At 67.3% G+C, this 15164-nt stretch carries 10 protein-coding genes, 1 tRNA gene and 1 pseudogene; 2 read left to right on the top strand and 10 right to left on the bottom strand.

From position 1 onward, the window contains the following. Positions 1 to 21 precede the first annotated feature (21 nt). The 6 genes and pseudogenes from OMK73_RS33705 to OMK73_RS33680 all read right to left on the bottom strand — a co-directional run. A pseudogene (locus OMK73_RS33705) lies at positions 22 to 1659 on the bottom strand (DUF1653 domain-containing protein); the annotation flags it as partial. A gap of 474 nt (positions 1660 to 2133) precedes the next feature. Next, positions 2134 to 2223: transfer RNA gene (locus OMK73_RS33700), tRNA-Ser, on the bottom strand. A 78-nt stretch (positions 2224 to 2301) separates the two neighbouring features. After that, positions 2302 to 3606, bottom strand: coding sequence for a serine--tRNA ligase (serS, locus tag OMK73_RS33695; RefSeq protein ID WP_267605832.1), 1305 nt, complete (start codon positions 3604 to 3606; stop codon positions 2302 to 2304). A 157-nt stretch (positions 3607 to 3763) separates the two neighbouring features. Then, a complete protein-coding gene (locus OMK73_RS33690) occupies positions 3764 to 5131 on the bottom strand; it encodes a replication-associated recombination protein A (RefSeq protein ID WP_267605831.1) in 1368 nt (455 codons plus the stop codon). A 117-nt stretch (positions 5132 to 5248) separates the two neighbouring features. Next, positions 5249 to 6262, bottom strand: coding sequence for a TRAP transporter substrate-binding protein (locus OMK73_RS33685; RefSeq protein ID WP_267606610.1), 1014 nt, complete (start codon positions 6260 to 6262; stop codon positions 5249 to 5251). A 143-nt stretch (positions 6263 to 6405) separates the two neighbouring features. Next, the gene (locus OMK73_RS33680; RefSeq protein ID WP_267605830.1) at positions 6406 to 7467 is read right to left on the bottom strand and encodes an ABC transporter ATP-binding protein; all 1062 of its coding nucleotides are present in this window, start codon (positions 7465 to 7467) and stop codon (positions 6406 to 6408) included. A gap of 199 nt (positions 7468 to 7666) precedes the next feature. On the opposite strand from OMK73_RS33680, the gene OMK73_RS33675 reads away from it, so the two are divergent. Then, entirely contained in the window at positions 7667 to 9319 is a 1653-nt protein-coding gene (locus OMK73_RS33675) for an ABC transporter permease (protein WP_267605829.1), read from the top strand. A 222-nt stretch (positions 9320 to 9541) separates the two neighbouring features. Further along, entirely contained in the window at positions 9542 to 10204 is a 663-nt protein-coding gene (locus OMK73_RS33670; RefSeq protein WP_267605828.1) for a hypothetical protein, read from the top strand. A 76-nt stretch (positions 10205 to 10280) separates the two neighbouring features. Here OMK73_RS33670 and OMK73_RS33665 read toward each other — a convergent pair whose 3' ends face one another. The 4 genes from OMK73_RS33665 to OMK73_RS33650 all read right to left on the bottom strand — a co-directional run bounded on the left by OMK73_RS33665 (position 10281) and on the right by OMK73_RS33650 (position 15075). Further along, a complete protein-coding gene (locus tag OMK73_RS33665) occupies positions 10281 to 11315 on the bottom strand; it encodes a Fe(3+) ABC transporter substrate-binding protein (protein ID WP_267605827.1) in 1035 nt (344 codons plus the stop codon). A gap of 235 nt (positions 11316 to 11550) precedes the next feature. After that, on the bottom strand, positions 11551 to 11970 hold the full coding sequence (locus tag OMK73_RS33660; RefSeq protein WP_267605826.1) for a hypothetical protein: 420 nt from the start codon (positions 11968 to 11970) through the stop codon (positions 11551 to 11553). Between the two features lie 8 nt (positions 11971 to 11978). Next, positions 11979 to 12617, bottom strand: a complete 639-nt coding sequence (lolA, locus tag OMK73_RS33655) for an outer membrane lipoprotein chaperone LolA (RefSeq protein ID WP_267605825.1) — start codon at positions 12615 to 12617, stop codon at positions 11979 to 11981. 133 nt (positions 12618 to 12750) lie between these two features. Further along, on the bottom strand, positions 12751 to 15075 hold the full coding sequence (locus tag OMK73_RS33650; protein ID WP_267605824.1) for a DNA translocase FtsK: 2325 nt from the start codon (positions 15073 to 15075) through the stop codon (positions 12751 to 12753). Positions 15076 to 15164: the final 89 nt, after the last annotated feature.

Genomic DNA, 15164 nt, shown 5'->3' with positions numbered 1-15164 from the left:
CGCGGTGCCCAGCAGCACGATCCAGGCAAAGCCGAGCGCGCAGCCCGCCAGCACGTCGGACAGCCAGTGCATGCCAAGGTAGAGCCGCGACAGGCAGATCAGCGTCACCACCACCGCCGTCAGCGCGACCACCGGCATCCGTACCCGCCACGGCTGGCGCAGGCACAACAGGAAAGCCAGGAAGCCGTAGGTCACCATGCTGCTGGTGGCGTGGCCGCTGGGAAACGAGAACGACTCCAGGCCGCCGTAGATGCTGGCCGGCCGGCTGCGCTCAAGGGCGAGCTTGAGCACCATCACGCAGGCGCGCGCGCCAACCAGCGCCCCCACCCAGTACGCCGCCGCCACCCAGGCCCGGCGCCACGCCAGCCAGCCAAAGACCGCCACGCCCACCGCCACGGATACCCGCGCGCCACCCAGCTCGGTCAGCGCCACCATGGCCGTATCCAGCCAGCCTTGCTGCCATGCGCGAAGCTGCGCGAACACCGCCTGGTCCACCTGCACCAGTGGCGCGCCTTCGGCGATGGATTCACCCAGCCACAGCAAGGCGGCAGCGCACGCCAGCAACAGCACTCCGCCCACCGCCAGCACGAGCAACTCGACGATATCGCGCTCCAGCAGGCTGGCAACGCGCGGCCACGGCTTCGTGGCGCGTACGCGCAGCGCGTCGCGGCCACGCAGCCGCGCGGCATCGAGCCGGCGCACCAGCGGGCGGATGACCAGCAGCAGGCCGCGCACCACGCAAAGCAGCAACAGCGCGAACAAGGCGAGAAGGCCCACCACGCCCAGCGCGGTTGCCGGTGTGAGCCAGGGCGCGCCAGCCGGCTGGACCGCGGCGAGCGCTTGAACAGGAGCAGCCACCATCGGCTCAGCCCCCGCCGCCATGCGCGCGATATTGGCGCGTGCCGGTGCTTCGCAATCGGCAAATGCCGCGGTGAGGAAGAGCCGCGGGCGCTGCGCCATCGCCTGCAGGAACGCAATGCGGCGTTGCATGAAGGCCGCGAACAAGGCGTCTCCGGACAAGCCCAGGCGATTGGCCAGCAGCGCCTTGTTTTCCTCGAACACGGCGGCGGTCCAGGCGTCGAAGTCCGCCTCGGGTGCGGCCAGCCGAGACAGGTCCAGATCCAGCACCGCCTCGGACTCCGGCACCGAAGCACGATGCCCGCACGTATCCATCACGATGCGTGCGGCCAGCGCTGTCACCGCCGCATCGACCCCGCTCACCATGGTTTCGATCAACCCGGCCGATGCCGCTTCGTTATGCTCGCAACCCGGCACGTAGACCGCGTCGTGGAACAGCACGGCAAGCGCCTGCGCTGGCGCAAGCACAATGCCGCGCGCCTGCGCCAGCGCAAACATCTCCAGCACATGGCGGCGATCGTGGTAATGCCGGTAAGGCGCGTCGTAGCAGGCCAGCACCTGCAGCACGGTCGCGCGCGGCAACCAGTCCAGGCAAGCCAGCGCGGCCGGCCAGTCTGGCGCGAAACGCGGCTGCGTGCCCTGCGGCGCGGCCACGCTTTCGCTGAATACGTCCAGCGGCCGCACCCACAACCGGGAGCGATCCCGCATCGACTCGTACACGACCACCTGCGACAGGTCCGACTCGATCACGCCGAGCCCGACGATGGCATAGGCACCGCCCTTGTAGTGGCGAAAGGGCATGCCATGCAGATAGTCGGAGGACGCATCGGCGCCGGGCAAGGCGTGCGGGGAAGGCTGGTAAGAAGACTGTGTCATGAGCGGCTGTTCAAATCGGAGCAGCGTCATGATAGTGCATTGACTGCGCGGGGCCGGTTGCGGGCCCCGCGCGGGTGCGCAGGGTTGACTGCGTGGTTGACTGCGGGTTGGCTAAATTACTTGCGATGCGTGCGCTGACGCATCGCGCCAGGCTCAGCCATCTTCGGGTCCTTCTGAGAAACCTCCTGCACCTCGCTCTCCTTGCTGTGCCGTTTCTCTATGCGGATATTCGGGGATGGCCGCTTCGAATTGGAGTGAGCGTTCCGGCTCATGCCTTACCTCCATTCTGGTCGACGTGGCGGTTGCCACTTAACCAATATAGTGCCGGCAACGCGAGGCCGTACCCCCAAAGCAAAAGCCCCACGACTCTGTGAGGAATCGTGAGGCTTTGGGTACTGCTGGCGGAGAGGGTGGGATTCGAACCCACGGTAGGCTCGCACCTACGCCTGATTTCGAGTCAGGTACATTCGACCACTCTGCCACCTCTCCGGTAACTGGGTCGCTTGTCGCGAAGAACAAGATTATAGAGGAAATCTTGTTTGCCCCGCAAGCCCCTCGCGTGAAAAATTACGCCTCGGGCTCAAGGCGCGCCAGGCCGCCCAGGTACGGCTGCAATGCGGCCGGCACCGTCAGAGAACCATCCGCGTTCTGGTAGTTCTCCAGGATCGCCACCAGCGTGCGGCCAACCGCCAGGCCGGAGCCGTTGAGCGTATGCAGCAGTTCCGGCTTGCCTTGGCCGGCACGGAAGCGGGCCTGCATGCGGCGGGCCTGGAAGTCGCCCATGTTCGAGCAGGAGCTGATCTCGCGGTAGGTGCCCTGCGCGGGGATCCACACTTCGAGGTCATAGGTCTTGGTGCTGCCAAAGCCCATGTCGCCGGTGCACAGCACCACGGTGCGGAACGGCAGGTCGAGCTTCTTCAGGATAGCTTCGGCGTGGCCGGTGAGCTGCTCCAGCGCATCGAACGAGTGCTCGGGCTGCACCACCTGCACGAGCTCGACCTTGTCGAATTGGTGCTGGCGAATCATGCCGCGCGTGTCGCGGCCGTAGGAGCCGGCTTCCGAGCGGAAGCAAGGCGTGTGGGCAACGAAACGCAGCGGCAGCTTGTCGCCGGCCACGATGGCGTCGCGCACGATGTTGGTCAGCGGTACCTCGGCCGTGGGGATAAGGTAGAAGTTCTCGATGCGCTCGCCCTCTTCACTGCCGACCTTGCGCGGCACCTTGAACAGGTCTTCTTCGAACTTGGGCAGCTGGCCGGTGCCGCGCATCGATGCGGCATTGACGATGTAGGGCACGTACATCTCGGTGTAGCCGTGCTCGATCGTGTGGGTGTCCAGCATCAGCTGCACCAGCGCGCGGTGCATGCGTGCGATGCCACCGCGCAGCATGGCGAAGCGCGAGCCCGTGACCTTGCTCGCGGTATCGAAATCCAGCCCGAGGCGCTCGCCCACGTCGACATGGTCCTTGACCTCGAAGTCGAAGCTGCGGGGCGTGCCGACGCGGCGCACTTCCACGTTGCCGGTCTCGTCCCGGCCCACCGGCACACTTTCGTGCGGCAGGTTGGGGATGGCCTCCAGGATATCGGCGAGCTGCGCCTGGATTTCGTCCAGGCGCGCGGCCGATGCCTTGAGGGCATCGCCGATGCCGCCGACTTCGGCCATCACCGCGGAGGCGTCCTCGCCCTTGCCCTTGAGCATGCCGATCTGCTTGGAGAGGCTGTTGCGGCGCGCCTGCAGTTCCTCGGTCCGGGTCTGCAGTTGCTTGCGCTCGGCTTCGAGTGCCTGGAAGGCCGCTACGTCGAGTTGGAATCCGCGCGTGGCAAGGCGTTGCGCCACGGCGTCGATGTCTTTGCGGAACAGCTGGATGTCTAGCATGTTGCGTGTGAGGGCAGGTGCATTGGCCAGCGACATGCTGGCGGATCCGGCATTTTACTGTACTGGCCGGGGCTGACACCGTTGCGCCGGCTGGAGAACAGGCTGGCGGATCGCCCGCTGCTCGCGAGGACACGCCGCCGGGCAAGGGCGATGCGCGCTATTGCGCCCCGCCGCCGTCGCCACCGTCGTCGTCCCTGCCCCTGCCTTTGCCCTGCTGCCGGCGCCATTGCGCGTCAAGATCTCGCAGGTGGCGCAGCTTGTCGCCGATCTTGCCTTCCAGCCCGCGCGGCGTGGGCTTGTACCAGCCCGGGCGCTTGAGGTCGTCGGGGAAGTAGTGCTCGCCGGCGGCATAGGCTTCGGGCTCGTCGTGCGCGTAGCGGTAGGCGTGGCCGTAGCCGAGTTCTTTCATCAGCTTGGTCGGCGCATTGCGCAGGTGCACCGGCACGCCCCGCGACTTGTCCTTGGCCACGAAGGCACGCGCGGTGTTGTAGGCGTTGTAGCCGGCATTGGACTTGGGCGCCACGGCCAGGTAGATCAAGGCTTGCGCCAGCGCGAGCTCGCCTTCGGGCGAGCCCAGCCGTTCGTAGGTCTCGGCGGCATCCAACGTGATGCGGGCGGCACGCGGATCGGCCAGGCCGATGTCCTCCCACGCCATGCGCACGATGCGCCGCGCCAGGTAGCGCGGATCGGCGCCGCCGTCGATCATGCGGCAGAACCAGTACAGCGTGGCATCGGGATCGGAGCCGCGCACGGACTTGTGCAGCGCGCTGATCTGATCGTAGAACGCGTCGCCGCCCTTGTCGAAGCGGCGCAGGTTCTCCGACAAGGCGCTGCCGAGCAACGCGTTGTCGATGACCGGCGCGTTGGCACTGCGCGCGGCGCGCGCCACGATCTCGATATTGTTGAGCAGCTTGCGGCCATCGCCATCGGCCGAGGCCACGATCAGCAGCAGCGCCTCTTCCTCCCACTGCAGGCCACCCAGCTCTTCGCTGGCGCGCCGCGCCAGTTGCGTCAGTTCCGCGTCGTCCAGGCTCTTGAGCACATACACCGCGGCGCGCGACAGCAATGCGCCGTTGACCTCGAAGGACGGGTTCTCGGTGGTGGCGCCGATAAAGGTGAACAGCCCGCTTTCCACGTGCGGCAGGAAGGCGTCCTGCTGGCTCTTGTTGAAGCGGTGCACCTCGTCCACGAACACCAGCGTGCGCCGTCCGTGGGCCCGGTATTGCTCGGCACGCTCGACTGCCTCGCGGATGTCCTTGACGCCGGACAGCACCGCCGACAACGCGATGAACTCGGCATCGAAGGCCGTGGCCATCAGCCGCGCCAGCGTGGTCTTGCCCACGCCGGGCGGGCCCCACAGGATCATGGAATGCGGCTCGCCGGACGCGAACGCCACCCGCAGCGGCTTGCCGGCGCCAAGCAGGTGTTGCTGGCCGATCACCTCGTCGATATTGCGCGGACGCAGGCGCTCGGCCAGGGGTTGTTGGGAACGATCGGGAGCTTCGGAAAACAGCGTGTCCGCCACGGTATTCAGGCCTTTATGTCAGGTCAGGCGCGCACGGTGCGTGCCCGCTGCGCCTAGGAACCTGACAGTGTAGACCATCGCGCGCGGCGGGCCGCGCAGCCCGCCACGGCTGGCGAATCAGCGCGCGGCGCGCTCATTGCGCGTGAAGGCATCCAGCACGCCGGCACGCTCGCTGCCCACGCGCGCGCGCCAGGCCGTCACCGCGCCCGCGCCGGCATCGCGCAGTGCCTGCTGCACCGCCGGAGCGGGGTTGTCCTGGATGGTCACGCCGTTGGCGCGCATGCGCGCGGCGTTCTCTGCCAGGCGGGTGCCCAGGCGGGCCCACTGCTTTTGCTCGGTCGCCTGCGCGGCGGCGTCCACCGAGGCACGCAAAGCGGGCGGCAAGGCCGCATACGCGGCCGCATTGACCGTGGTGAACGACAACGGCATCGCATAGCCGATGGCCGTGAAGTTGGGCAGGTAGTCCCAAAGCTTGCGGCCGGCGCCTCCATCGCCGGACGACAGCACCGCCTTGACCGTGCCGTCTTTCAGGCGCGGCATCGCGTCGGCAAACGACAGGTTGGTCGACTGCGCGCCGGCAGCGCGCATGACTTCGGTGGAAGTCTCGTCATAGGTGCGCACCGATAGCGCGCGCAGGTCGGTCAGCGTGGCAACGGCGTTGCGCGACCACAAGCCGGTGGGCGGCCACGGCGTGACGTAGAGCAGATGCTGCCCCTGCGCCTCGAAGGCGCGCGCGTAGTCGGCGCGGGCGAGTTCGGCAAGGCGCTTGGCTGAGTCGACCGAGGTGGCGACGAACGGCAGCGAAGACAGCAGGAACAGCGGATCGACCGCACCCAGCGCGCCGCCGAAGGCGTCGCCGCCCTCCAGTCGCCCTTCTTTCACCGCGGCCGGCATCTGCGCGGACTTGACGCCCGCGCTGGCGTCAAAGCTGGGCTTGACCTCGATTGCGCCTGCGGTGCGCGCCTTGACCTCGTCGGCGAAGGTGCCCAGCCCTTCGCCCGGCATGGCGCTGGCCGGGTACTCGGTGGCCATCCGCCACGTGGCGCCGGCAGCCGGCTGGGCCCAGGCCTGGCTTGCGCCGCAGGCCAGCAAGGCCAGCAGCAGGCCGCTGCGCAGGCATTGGCGGCGCAGCGGCCGGGATGCGCACTTCAGGGAAGCAAACACGATGAGAGTCCTGGAATCGTGAGGTAGTGAGGCCATGAAGCCTTGAAGCCGTCGTGTCGGGAAAGACAAATCAGTAAGCAAGCAAGCTGCCAGGACCTGGCGGCGCGCGCTCATCCGCGCCGGAACGCCACCACGTCGTCAACCTCCACGCGAATGCCGATGTGTTCGCCTAGCGCATGATCGTGGTGCGAAGGCACCAGCGACAGTACCTGCCCGCCGCCGGCCAGGCGCAGGGTGTACAGGATCTCTGCGCCGCGAAAGGCCTTGTGCAGTATCTGGGCGCGCAGCGGGCTGTCGTCGTCGTGGACGATATCGTCGGGGCGGATCAGCACATCGACCTCTGCCGTGGCAGGCGGAACGCCCAGCGGCTCCTTGCTGTGCAGCGTGCCGAGTTCCAGCGTGACCGAGTGTGGGCTGGCAAGCTGGCCCGGGATCAGCACGCCCTGCCCGATGAAGCCCGCGACCACGCGCGTGGCCGGCCGGTGATACAGGTTGTGCGCGCTGTCCCACTGCTCGATGGCGCCGGCGTGCATCACGCCGATCTCGTCGGCCATGGCAAAGGCCTCGTACTGGTCGTGCGTGACCAGGATGGCGGTGGCGCCCTGGGCCTTGAGGATGTCGCGCACCTCCAGGCTCAGGCGCTCGCGCAGCTCGATGTCAAGGTTGGAGAACGGCTCGTCGAGCAGCAGCAGCTCCGGCTTTGGCGCCAGTGCGCGAGCCAGCGCCACGCGCTGCTGCTGGCCACCCGAGAGTTCATGCGCAAACTTGCCGCCGGATCCGGCCAGGCCCACCAGCGCGAGCATTTCCTCGACCCGCGCCGCGCGTTCGCCGCGGCGCACGGCATGCAGCCCGAAGGCCACGTTGTCCGCCACGCTCAGGTGCGGGAACAAGGCGTAGTCCTGGAACACCATGCCGATGCGCCGGTGCTCGGGCGCCACGGCAAACCCTGGCGACGACATCACCTGCCCTTGCAGCAGGATGCGGCCTTCGCGCAGCGGCTCGAAACCCGCGATGGCGCGCAGCACGGTGGTCTTGCCGCAACCGCTGGGGCCGAGCAGGCAGGCGATGCTGCCGCGCGCGAGGGTGAAGGACAGGTCGTTGACAACGCGCTGGCTGCCAAAGCCATGGTGGATGCGATCGACCTCGATCACGATATCGGATCGTGCTGGCATGGATGAATTGGAATGCGGGTGGCCTGGCATGCCGAGCATTATATGGACGCAGGCCCTTGATGTCTGTCACATGGGATGTGTCCCCCGGCGTACCCGCATTGCTAGAATGCGGGACTGGCCTCGCAAGGCCTGCCGACCGAGCCCTGCCGCCGGGCCTCGACCTGTCCCGCGCCAAACCCACCACCCAATCCGCTGCCGCATGATCCTGCTTCGCCCGAGCCGTACCCGCCGCCTGCACCCGCTAGCCCTGGTTGCCGCCCTGGCCGCGCTGCTGATCGCCTTGCCGATCGCGCAGGTGGCCGGCAGCCTGCTCGTGCCCAGCGGCGACACCTGGCGGCATCTGGCCGATACGGTCCTGGCCGAGTACGTTGGCAACACGCTGTGGCTGCTGGCCGGGGTCTGCGCCGGCGTGCTGCTGGTAGGCGTGCCCACCGCGTGGCTGGTCAGCACCTACCGGTTCACCGGGCGGGCCTGGCTGGAATGGGCGCTGGTGCTGCCGCTGGCGATGCCGGCTTATGTCATTGCCTACGCCTATACCGATGCCCTGCAGTTCGCCGGCCCGGTGCAAAGCTGGCTGCGCGAAGTGACCGGCTGGCGTGCGCGCGAATACTGGTTCCCCGATATCCGCTCGCTGGGCGGCGCCATCGTGCTGTTCACGCTGGTGCTCTACCCTTATGTCTACCTGACTGCGCGCGCGGCCTTCCTGCAGCAGACGCTGAACACGCTGGAAGCGGCAAGGCTGCTTGGCTATGGCACCTGGGGCAGCATCTGGCGCGTGATGCTGCCGCTGGCGAGGCCCGGCATTGTGGCCGGCACCGCGCTCGCGCTGATGGAGACACTGGCCGATTTCGGCACGGTGGCCTATTTCGGCATCCCGACCTTTTCCACGGGCATCTACCGCGCCTGGTTCTCGCTGGGCGACAAGAACGCGGCAGCGCAGTTGTCGGCCTGCATGCTGCTGTTCGTGATCGGCATCCTGCTGGTCGAGCGCGCCAGCCGTGGCCGCGCCCGCGTGCACGGCGGCCAGCGCCGCGCGCCGGCCTACCGGCTGCACGGCTGGCGTGCCGCGCTGGCGCTGCTGGTAGGCTTGGTGCCTGTGCTGCTGGGCTTTGCCATCCCGGCGCTGATGCTGTGCAAGATGGCGCTGGCCGAAGGCGACGCGCAGTTCGGCCCGCGCTTTATCGGCCTGGTGCGCAACAGCTTCGCGCTGGCCAGCGTCACCGCGCTGATCGCGGTGCTGGCAGCGCTGGTGATCGGTTATGCGGGGCGCGGCATGGCCGCCGGCCGGGGCTGGCTGCTGCGCGCGCTGACGCGGGTGTGCGGCATGGGCTATGCCCTGCCCGGCTCGGTGGTGGCGGTCGGCGTGCTGGTGCCGGTGGCGCGACTGGACAATGCCATGTCGGCCTGGCTGCAGCAGCATCTGGGATGGTCGGCCGGGCTCCTGCTGACCGGCGGCATTGCCGCGCTGGTCTATGCCTACCTGGTGCGCTTTCTGGGCGTGGCGCTGCAAACCGTCAACGCTGGCCTGGTCAAGATCACGCCGGGCATGGACGCGGCGGCGCGCAGTCTTGGCCACGGCCCCGGCGCCACGCTGCGGCGCGTGCACCTGCCGATGCTGCGCGGCAGCCTGCTGACCGCGGCGTTGATCGTCTTCGTCGATGTCATGAAGGAGCTGCCGGCCACCTTCGTGATGCGGCCGTTCAACTTCGACACGCTGGCCGTGCAGGCCTACAACCTGGCCTCCGACGAGCGCCTGGCCGGGGCCGCCACCGCCTCGCTGGTGATCGTGGCGGTGGGCCTGCTGCCGGTGATCCTGCTGTCGCGCTCGATACGGCGGGATGCGCGGGAATAACCGGCGGGCTTGCGAAATTTCCTAAAGATCTTCAACGTATTGCCGATATCCCCCTAGTCCGAAGCTGCGCCCCGGCTCGCCGCGCCCTTTCTCGCGCGAGCCAAAGCGGTCTGCCCCCGCCGCTGGCGTGCTTCGCGCCGCATCATAACTGTGCCGGCCGCAATCCTTGCCCGGCATTTGTTCGCCGCGTTTTCAGGGAGTGTTATGCAGCTTCGTTACCGCATGCTCGTGTTCAAGCTGAACCGGATGACCCGGCAAGGCCGGATCAGCGCAGTCGAGGAAATCGCCCTGGCGGGCCAACTGGCTGAACAGCTGGAAAAGCCTGGCATGGTCGAGCGCCTGGTGGCGGACCTGTTCGATCACGAGAACTCCCATGTCAGGCGCATCGCGCTCAACGCGGTAAGGCGCGCGCACGGTTACCGCCAGGCCGATATCTCGCTTGCCCTGCTGCGCAAGCTCGGCGACCCGGAGCCGTGGCTGCGCCATGACGCCGCCTGGGTCCTCCACGAGGCCGGGCTGGACAGCCCGCATGTCCGCGCGGCGCTGCGCCAGCTTGCCGGGCCGGTCATGCTGCCCTACGACATGAACCGCGCCAAGGCCAATCCCTCGGATGCGCTGCTGCACGCCCAGGTGCGCGCGCGGCAGGCGCTGGACGTGCTGCTGGCGCGCCAGACCGCGGGTGCGGTGGTGGCCAAGCTCCCGTATGCGGCTGGCACGTTGGGCCACACGCACAAGAAGCGGCGCGAGCAGTTGAAGGTGACCTTCGAGAAGCACAGGGAACGCGGCGCAAAGCTGAACTTCCGGCGCCTTGAAAATGGCGAAGGCAGCGAGGGCAAGGCCGCCAGGCGGCCCGGGGCCAAAGCCAGGCCCGTGCCCAAGCCTTAAATAGGAAATGGCGGCTCGCGCCGCCATTTCCGTCCCGCCAGCCAGGTCGCGCTGGCGCCTTCTTGCTTCTTACTTCTTACTTGTACCCAGCCTTGTCCGCCAGCTTCTGCGCTTGCGGCTGGTGCTTGCCCAGTTCGGCCACGTTGATCTTGTCCGCCTTGAAGCTGCCCAGGGCTTCCAGCGCCGGATTGCTGATCTTCACGCTTTCCACCACCGGCCACTCATTGTTGCCATCGGCAAAGTAGCGCTGCGCTTCGTCGCTGGCCAGGTACTCCAGGAACGCGCGCGCCGACTCCTTGTTGGGCGCATGCTTGAGCATGCCGCCGCCGGAGATGTTCATGTGCACGCCCTGGCTGGCCTGGTTGGGCCACAGCACGCCGAGCTTTTCCGCCACGGCCTTGTCCTCGGGCTTGGTCGACTTGAGGATACGGGCGATGTAGTAGGTGTTGGCCACCGCGATCTCGCACTCGCCCGCTGCCACCGCCTTGAGCTGGTCGGTGTCCCCGCCCTTGGGCGCCCGGGCCAGGTTGGCCACCACGCCGCGCGTCCATTGCTCGGTCTTGGCCTCGCCGTCATGGGCGATCAGGCTGGACATCAGCGACAGGTTGTACACGTGGCCGCTGGAGCGGATGCAAAGCTTGCCCTTCCACTTGGGATCGGCGAGATCTTCGTAAGTCTTGATGTCGCCGGGCTTGACCGTGGCCTTGTTGTAGGCGATCACGCGGGCCCGCGCCGAGAAGCCGAACCAGTCGCCGTTCGGGTCGCGGTAGTTGGCGGGAATGCGCGACTCCAGCACGCTCGACTTGAGCGGCGCGAACACGCCCGCCTGCTGGGCCCGCCACAACCGGCCGATGTCGACGGTGATGAACACATCGGCCGGGCTATTGGCACCCTCGCTCTTGATGCGCTCCAGCAGCGGGTCTTCCTGGCCCTCGATGCGGTTGATCTTGATGCCGGTCTGCTTGGTGAAGTTGGCGTAGAGCGCTTCGTCGGTCTGGTAGTGGCGCGCGGTGTAAAGGTTCAGCACCTTCTCCTGGGCGGACACGGCGAGCGGCAATGCCAGAACAGCGAGCGCAGCGGCGCGCGGCAGCAAGCGGCGGAATACGGTCATGACTCTCCCCCTTCGATGATTGTTGTATGCCGTCCTGAAGATGCCTTGGATGCATCCTTGGCAAGACAACTGAGAAACAGAACAATAATCATTCCTGTTTCCGGGGTCAAGTTACAACGTTGTCATTTTTCTCGAAGCGAGCACGGGAGTGCAAAAGTGATGATAGAGACGCACACCGGAATGGCAGAGCCCGCCGGGGCTGCCATCACGTCCCGGCACTATCCACGCATCACATTCAAGTGCTGGCGCGCTCCACCAACGCCTTCATGGCATCGGCTGGAAGCGGCCCATGGCAGGTCCGTTCGCCACCGTTCTTGCTGACCACCAGCCACACGTTGGCCGGGGCGCCAGCCGGATGCAGCAGCCAGGCGGGCCCGCGTCCGCTGCCGGCGGGCGGCAGCCCTTCCAGCACGCCGCTGGTGACCGACTGCAGCAGCACGGCGCAATCGTTGGCGCTGGCCTGCGTGGCGGAGAGGAAATCCGGGTTGGCCAGCACTTCCGGCAGCGCCGTATCGGAGGCGCGCAGGAAGGCATCCACGTCGAACTGCTTGCTGGCGCCGGGACTGGCGCACGCGGCCAGCAGCGCGGCAGCGCCAATGCCGGCAATGGCACCGCCACGGCGCCAAGCCGGCAGCGCAAGGAATGCGGGGATCATGGGGCGCCTCATTGCTTGAGCACATCGGCGCCCTTGGGCACCGCGAACCGGAAGGTGTCGGCCGGCAGCACGGGGTTCTTCTGCATCGCGCTGAAGGTCAGCAGCGTGGTGTTGCCGAAGGCATCGCGCAACTCCATCGCTTCCAGGTTGCCGCTCTTGAAGCCGATGCCGATGCGCTCGAACTGCGTGTCCTTGGCCCTGGGCGTAAGCTCAAGCCACTCCACGCCATCGCGCGTGGGGCCGTTCTTCACGACAAAGTTCTTTTCCAGGTCATTGCTGCCGAACAGGATCGCGGCGGGGCTGGAACCCAGTGCGCCATCGAGCTTGCGCTCGGTGACCTGGTTGAGGTCCTTGTCGTAGATGTAGAGCGTCTGGCCGTCGGCCTGCAGCAACTGGTCGTAAGGCTTGACGTAGCGCCAGGTGAACTTGCCGGGGCGCGAAAAAGCAAACGTGCCGCTGGATGTGCTGGCCACCTTGAGGCTGTCGCCCTGCCCCTTGACCTGGCGCTGGGTGAATTCGCCCTTGGCGCTCTTCACGCCCGCCACGAAGGCCTGGAGCTGGTCGGTGCCGGCCGCCATGGCCGCCGTCGCAGTCAGCGACAGCATGGCCGCCGCGGCGCACGCCGACACGAGAATGCGGATTCGCATGGTGTTGTCCTTGCTGGGTTGGAGGATGCGCACCGCCGGGGCGGCTGCGCTGCCTGTCCGGTTAGAGCGGCGCACGGGCGCCGGATTCCGCAACGATGTGCTTCGCACGTAACAGCATGTTACGCGCGGCAGCTTATTCTTCCTCGCGGGCCGTGCCGGCCGGGGCCAGGATGTCGCGATTGCCGTTGCCCGACATGGCGGAGACCAGGCCGGCCTTCTCCATGTCCTCGAGCAGCCGCGCGGCGCGGTTGTAGCCGATGCGCAGGTGGCGCTGCACCAGCGAGATCGAGGCTCGGCGGTTCTTCAGCACCACGTCGACTGCCTGGTCGTAGAGCGGATCGGCCTCACCGCCGCCGCCAATGCCGGCGCCGCCGCCCATGCCATCGCTGCCCAGGTCGCCCTCGGCCACGCCGCCTTCGAGGATGCCCTCGATGTAGTTGGTCTCGCCGCCTTCCTTGAGCTTTTCGACCACGCGGTGCACTTCATCGTCGGAGACAAAGGCGCCGTGGACGCGGATCGGCACGCCGGTGCCCGGCGCCAGGTAGAGCATGTCGCCCATGCCGAGCAGCGCTTCCGCGCCCTGCTGGTCGAGGATGGTGCGCGAATCGATCTTGCTGCTGACCTGGAAGGCGATGCGGGTTGGCACGTTGGCCTTGATCAGCCCGGTAATCACGTCGACCGACGGGCGCTGCGTGGCCAGCACCAGGTGGATGCCTGCGGCGCGGGCCTTCTGCGCGATGCGCGCGATCAGCTCTTCCACCTTCTTGCCCACCACCATCATCAGGTCGGCCAGCTCGTCGATGACGATCACGATCATCGGCAGCTTTTCGAGCGGCTCTGGCGCGTCCGGGGTCAGGCTGAACGGATTGGGGAGCTTTTCCTCGCGCGCCGCGGCTTCGTCGATCTTCTTGTTGTAGCCGGCCAGGTTGCGCACGCCCAGCTTGCTCATCAGCTTGTAGCGCCGCTCCATCTCGCCGACCGCCCAGTTCAGGGCGTTGCCGGCCTGGCGCATATCCGTCACCACCGGGCACAGCAGGTGCGGGATGCCTTCGTAGACGCTCATTTCGAGCATTTTCGGATCGATCAAGATCAGCCGCACCTGCTCGGCCTTGGCCTTGTAGAGCAGCGACAGGATCATGGCGTTGATGCCCACCGACTTGCCGGAGCCGGTGGTGCCGGCCACCATGCAGTGCGGCATCTTGGCGAGATCCGCCACCATGGGCTTGCCGGCGATGTCCTTGCCCAGCGCCATGGTGAGATTGGACGCGCTCTCGTTGTAGACCTGCGAGCCGAGGATCTCGGACAGCCGCACCGTCTGGCGCTTGGGGTTGGGCAGTTCCAGCCCCATGTAGACCTTGCCGGGGATGGTTTCCACCACCCGGATGGAGACCAGCGACAGCGAACGCGCCAGGTCGCGCGCCAGGTTGACCACCTGGCTGCCCTTGACGCCGGTGGCCGGCTCGATCTCGTAGCGGGTGATGACCGGGCCCGGGTAGGCCGCCACCACCTTGACCTCGACGCCAAAGTCCTTGAGCTTCTTCTCGATCAGGCGCGAGGTGAATTCCAGCGTTTCCGCGCTCACCGTTTCCTGGTGGGTCGGGATGGGGTCCAGCAGCGCCAGCGGCGGCAGGTCGGAGTCCTGGATATCGGCGAACAGCGGCTGCTGCTTCTCGCGCTCCACGCGCTCGTGCTTGGGCACCGCCTGCGGCCGCACGATCTGCACCGGCGCGGCTTCCTCGATCTTGACCCGCTGCACCTCCACGGTTTCGGTGCGCACGACCTTGGCCGCCTCGCCGATGATGCGGTCCTGCTTGCTCTCCCGGCGCGCCTTAAAGCCGAGGAAGAGCGTCTCGACGAAGCCGCCCACGTGCTCGGCCACCGATAGCCACGAGAAATGGAAGAACAGCGACAGGCCGATGGCCAGCGTCAGCAAGAGCAGCAGCGTGGCGCCGGTAAAGCCCAGCGCCATCTGCATCCAGCCGCCCAGCAGGTCGCCCAGCACGCCACCGGGGGCGCGCGGCAGCGCGGCGCGCAGCGGATACATGCGGATGGCTTCCAGCCCCATGCTGGCGGTCAGCGACAGGCCAAAGCCGATCCAGCTCACCACCAGGCCCTGACGGGCCTCGCCGGTGCGCTCGGGCAGCTCGGCGGTCAGCGCGCGCCAGCCGCGCCAGCAGCGGCGCACCAGCAGCACGGCCCACCAGTAGGCGGAGAAGCCGAAGACGAAGAACAGCACGTCGGCCATCCAGGCGCCCACGCGGCCGCCGAGGTTGTGGATGTCGGCCACCTGGTTGGCGTGCGACCAGCCGGGGTCCGCCTTGCTGTAGCTGGCCAGGATGCAGACGAAGGCCAGTGTGACCGCCAGCAACAGGAACCAGCGCACTTCGCCCAGCAGCTTGCCGATGCGCGAGGGCAGCGCGGAAGGATCGGTACGTGTTGTGGTAGTAGCTCGGGCCATGCCTTGGGTCTGGGTTGCCATTTGAAGAGGGTGGTGGCGGCCATTTTAACCTTGGCCGGGGCTATCGCTCCCATTGGAATTTGCAACAG

The sequence above is a fragment of the Cupriavidus sp. D39 genome (assembly GCF_026627925.1).
GTDB lineage: Bacteria > Pseudomonadota > Gammaproteobacteria > Burkholderiales > Burkholderiaceae > Cupriavidus > Cupriavidus ulmosensis.
This window is presented reverse-complemented; position numbering and strand designations above follow the sequence as displayed.

Coding starts and splice junctions, on each gene's coding strand:
- OMK73_RS33675 (WP_267605829.1), top strand. CDS start 7,667: ATGATCCTGCTTCGCCCGAGCCGTACCCGCCGCCTGCACCCGCTAGCC.
- OMK73_RS33650 (WP_267605824.1), bottom strand. CDS start 15,075: ATGGCCCGAGCTACTACCACAACACGTACCGATCCTTCCGCGCTGCCC.
- OMK73_RS33670 (WP_267605828.1), top strand. CDS start 9,542: ATGCTCGTGTTCAAGCTGAACCGGATGACCCGGCAAGGCCGGATCAGC.
- OMK73_RS33660 (WP_267605826.1), bottom strand. CDS start 11,970: ATGATCCCCGCATTCCTTGCGCTGCCGGCTTGGCGCCGTGGCGGTGCC.
- OMK73_RS33680 (WP_267605830.1), bottom strand. CDS start 7,467: ATGCCAGCACGATCCGATATCGTGATCGAGGTCGATCGCATCCACCAT.
- serS (WP_267605832.1), bottom strand. CDS start 3,606: ATGCTAGACATCCAGCTGTTCCGCAAAGACATCGACGCCGTGGCGCAA.
- OMK73_RS33665 (WP_267605827.1), bottom strand. CDS start 11,315: ATGACCGTATTCCGCCGCTTGCTGCCGCGCGCCGCTGCGCTCGCTGTT.
- lolA (WP_267605825.1), bottom strand. CDS start 12,617: ATGCGAATCCGCATTCTCGTGTCGGCGTGCGCCGCGGCGGCCATGCTG.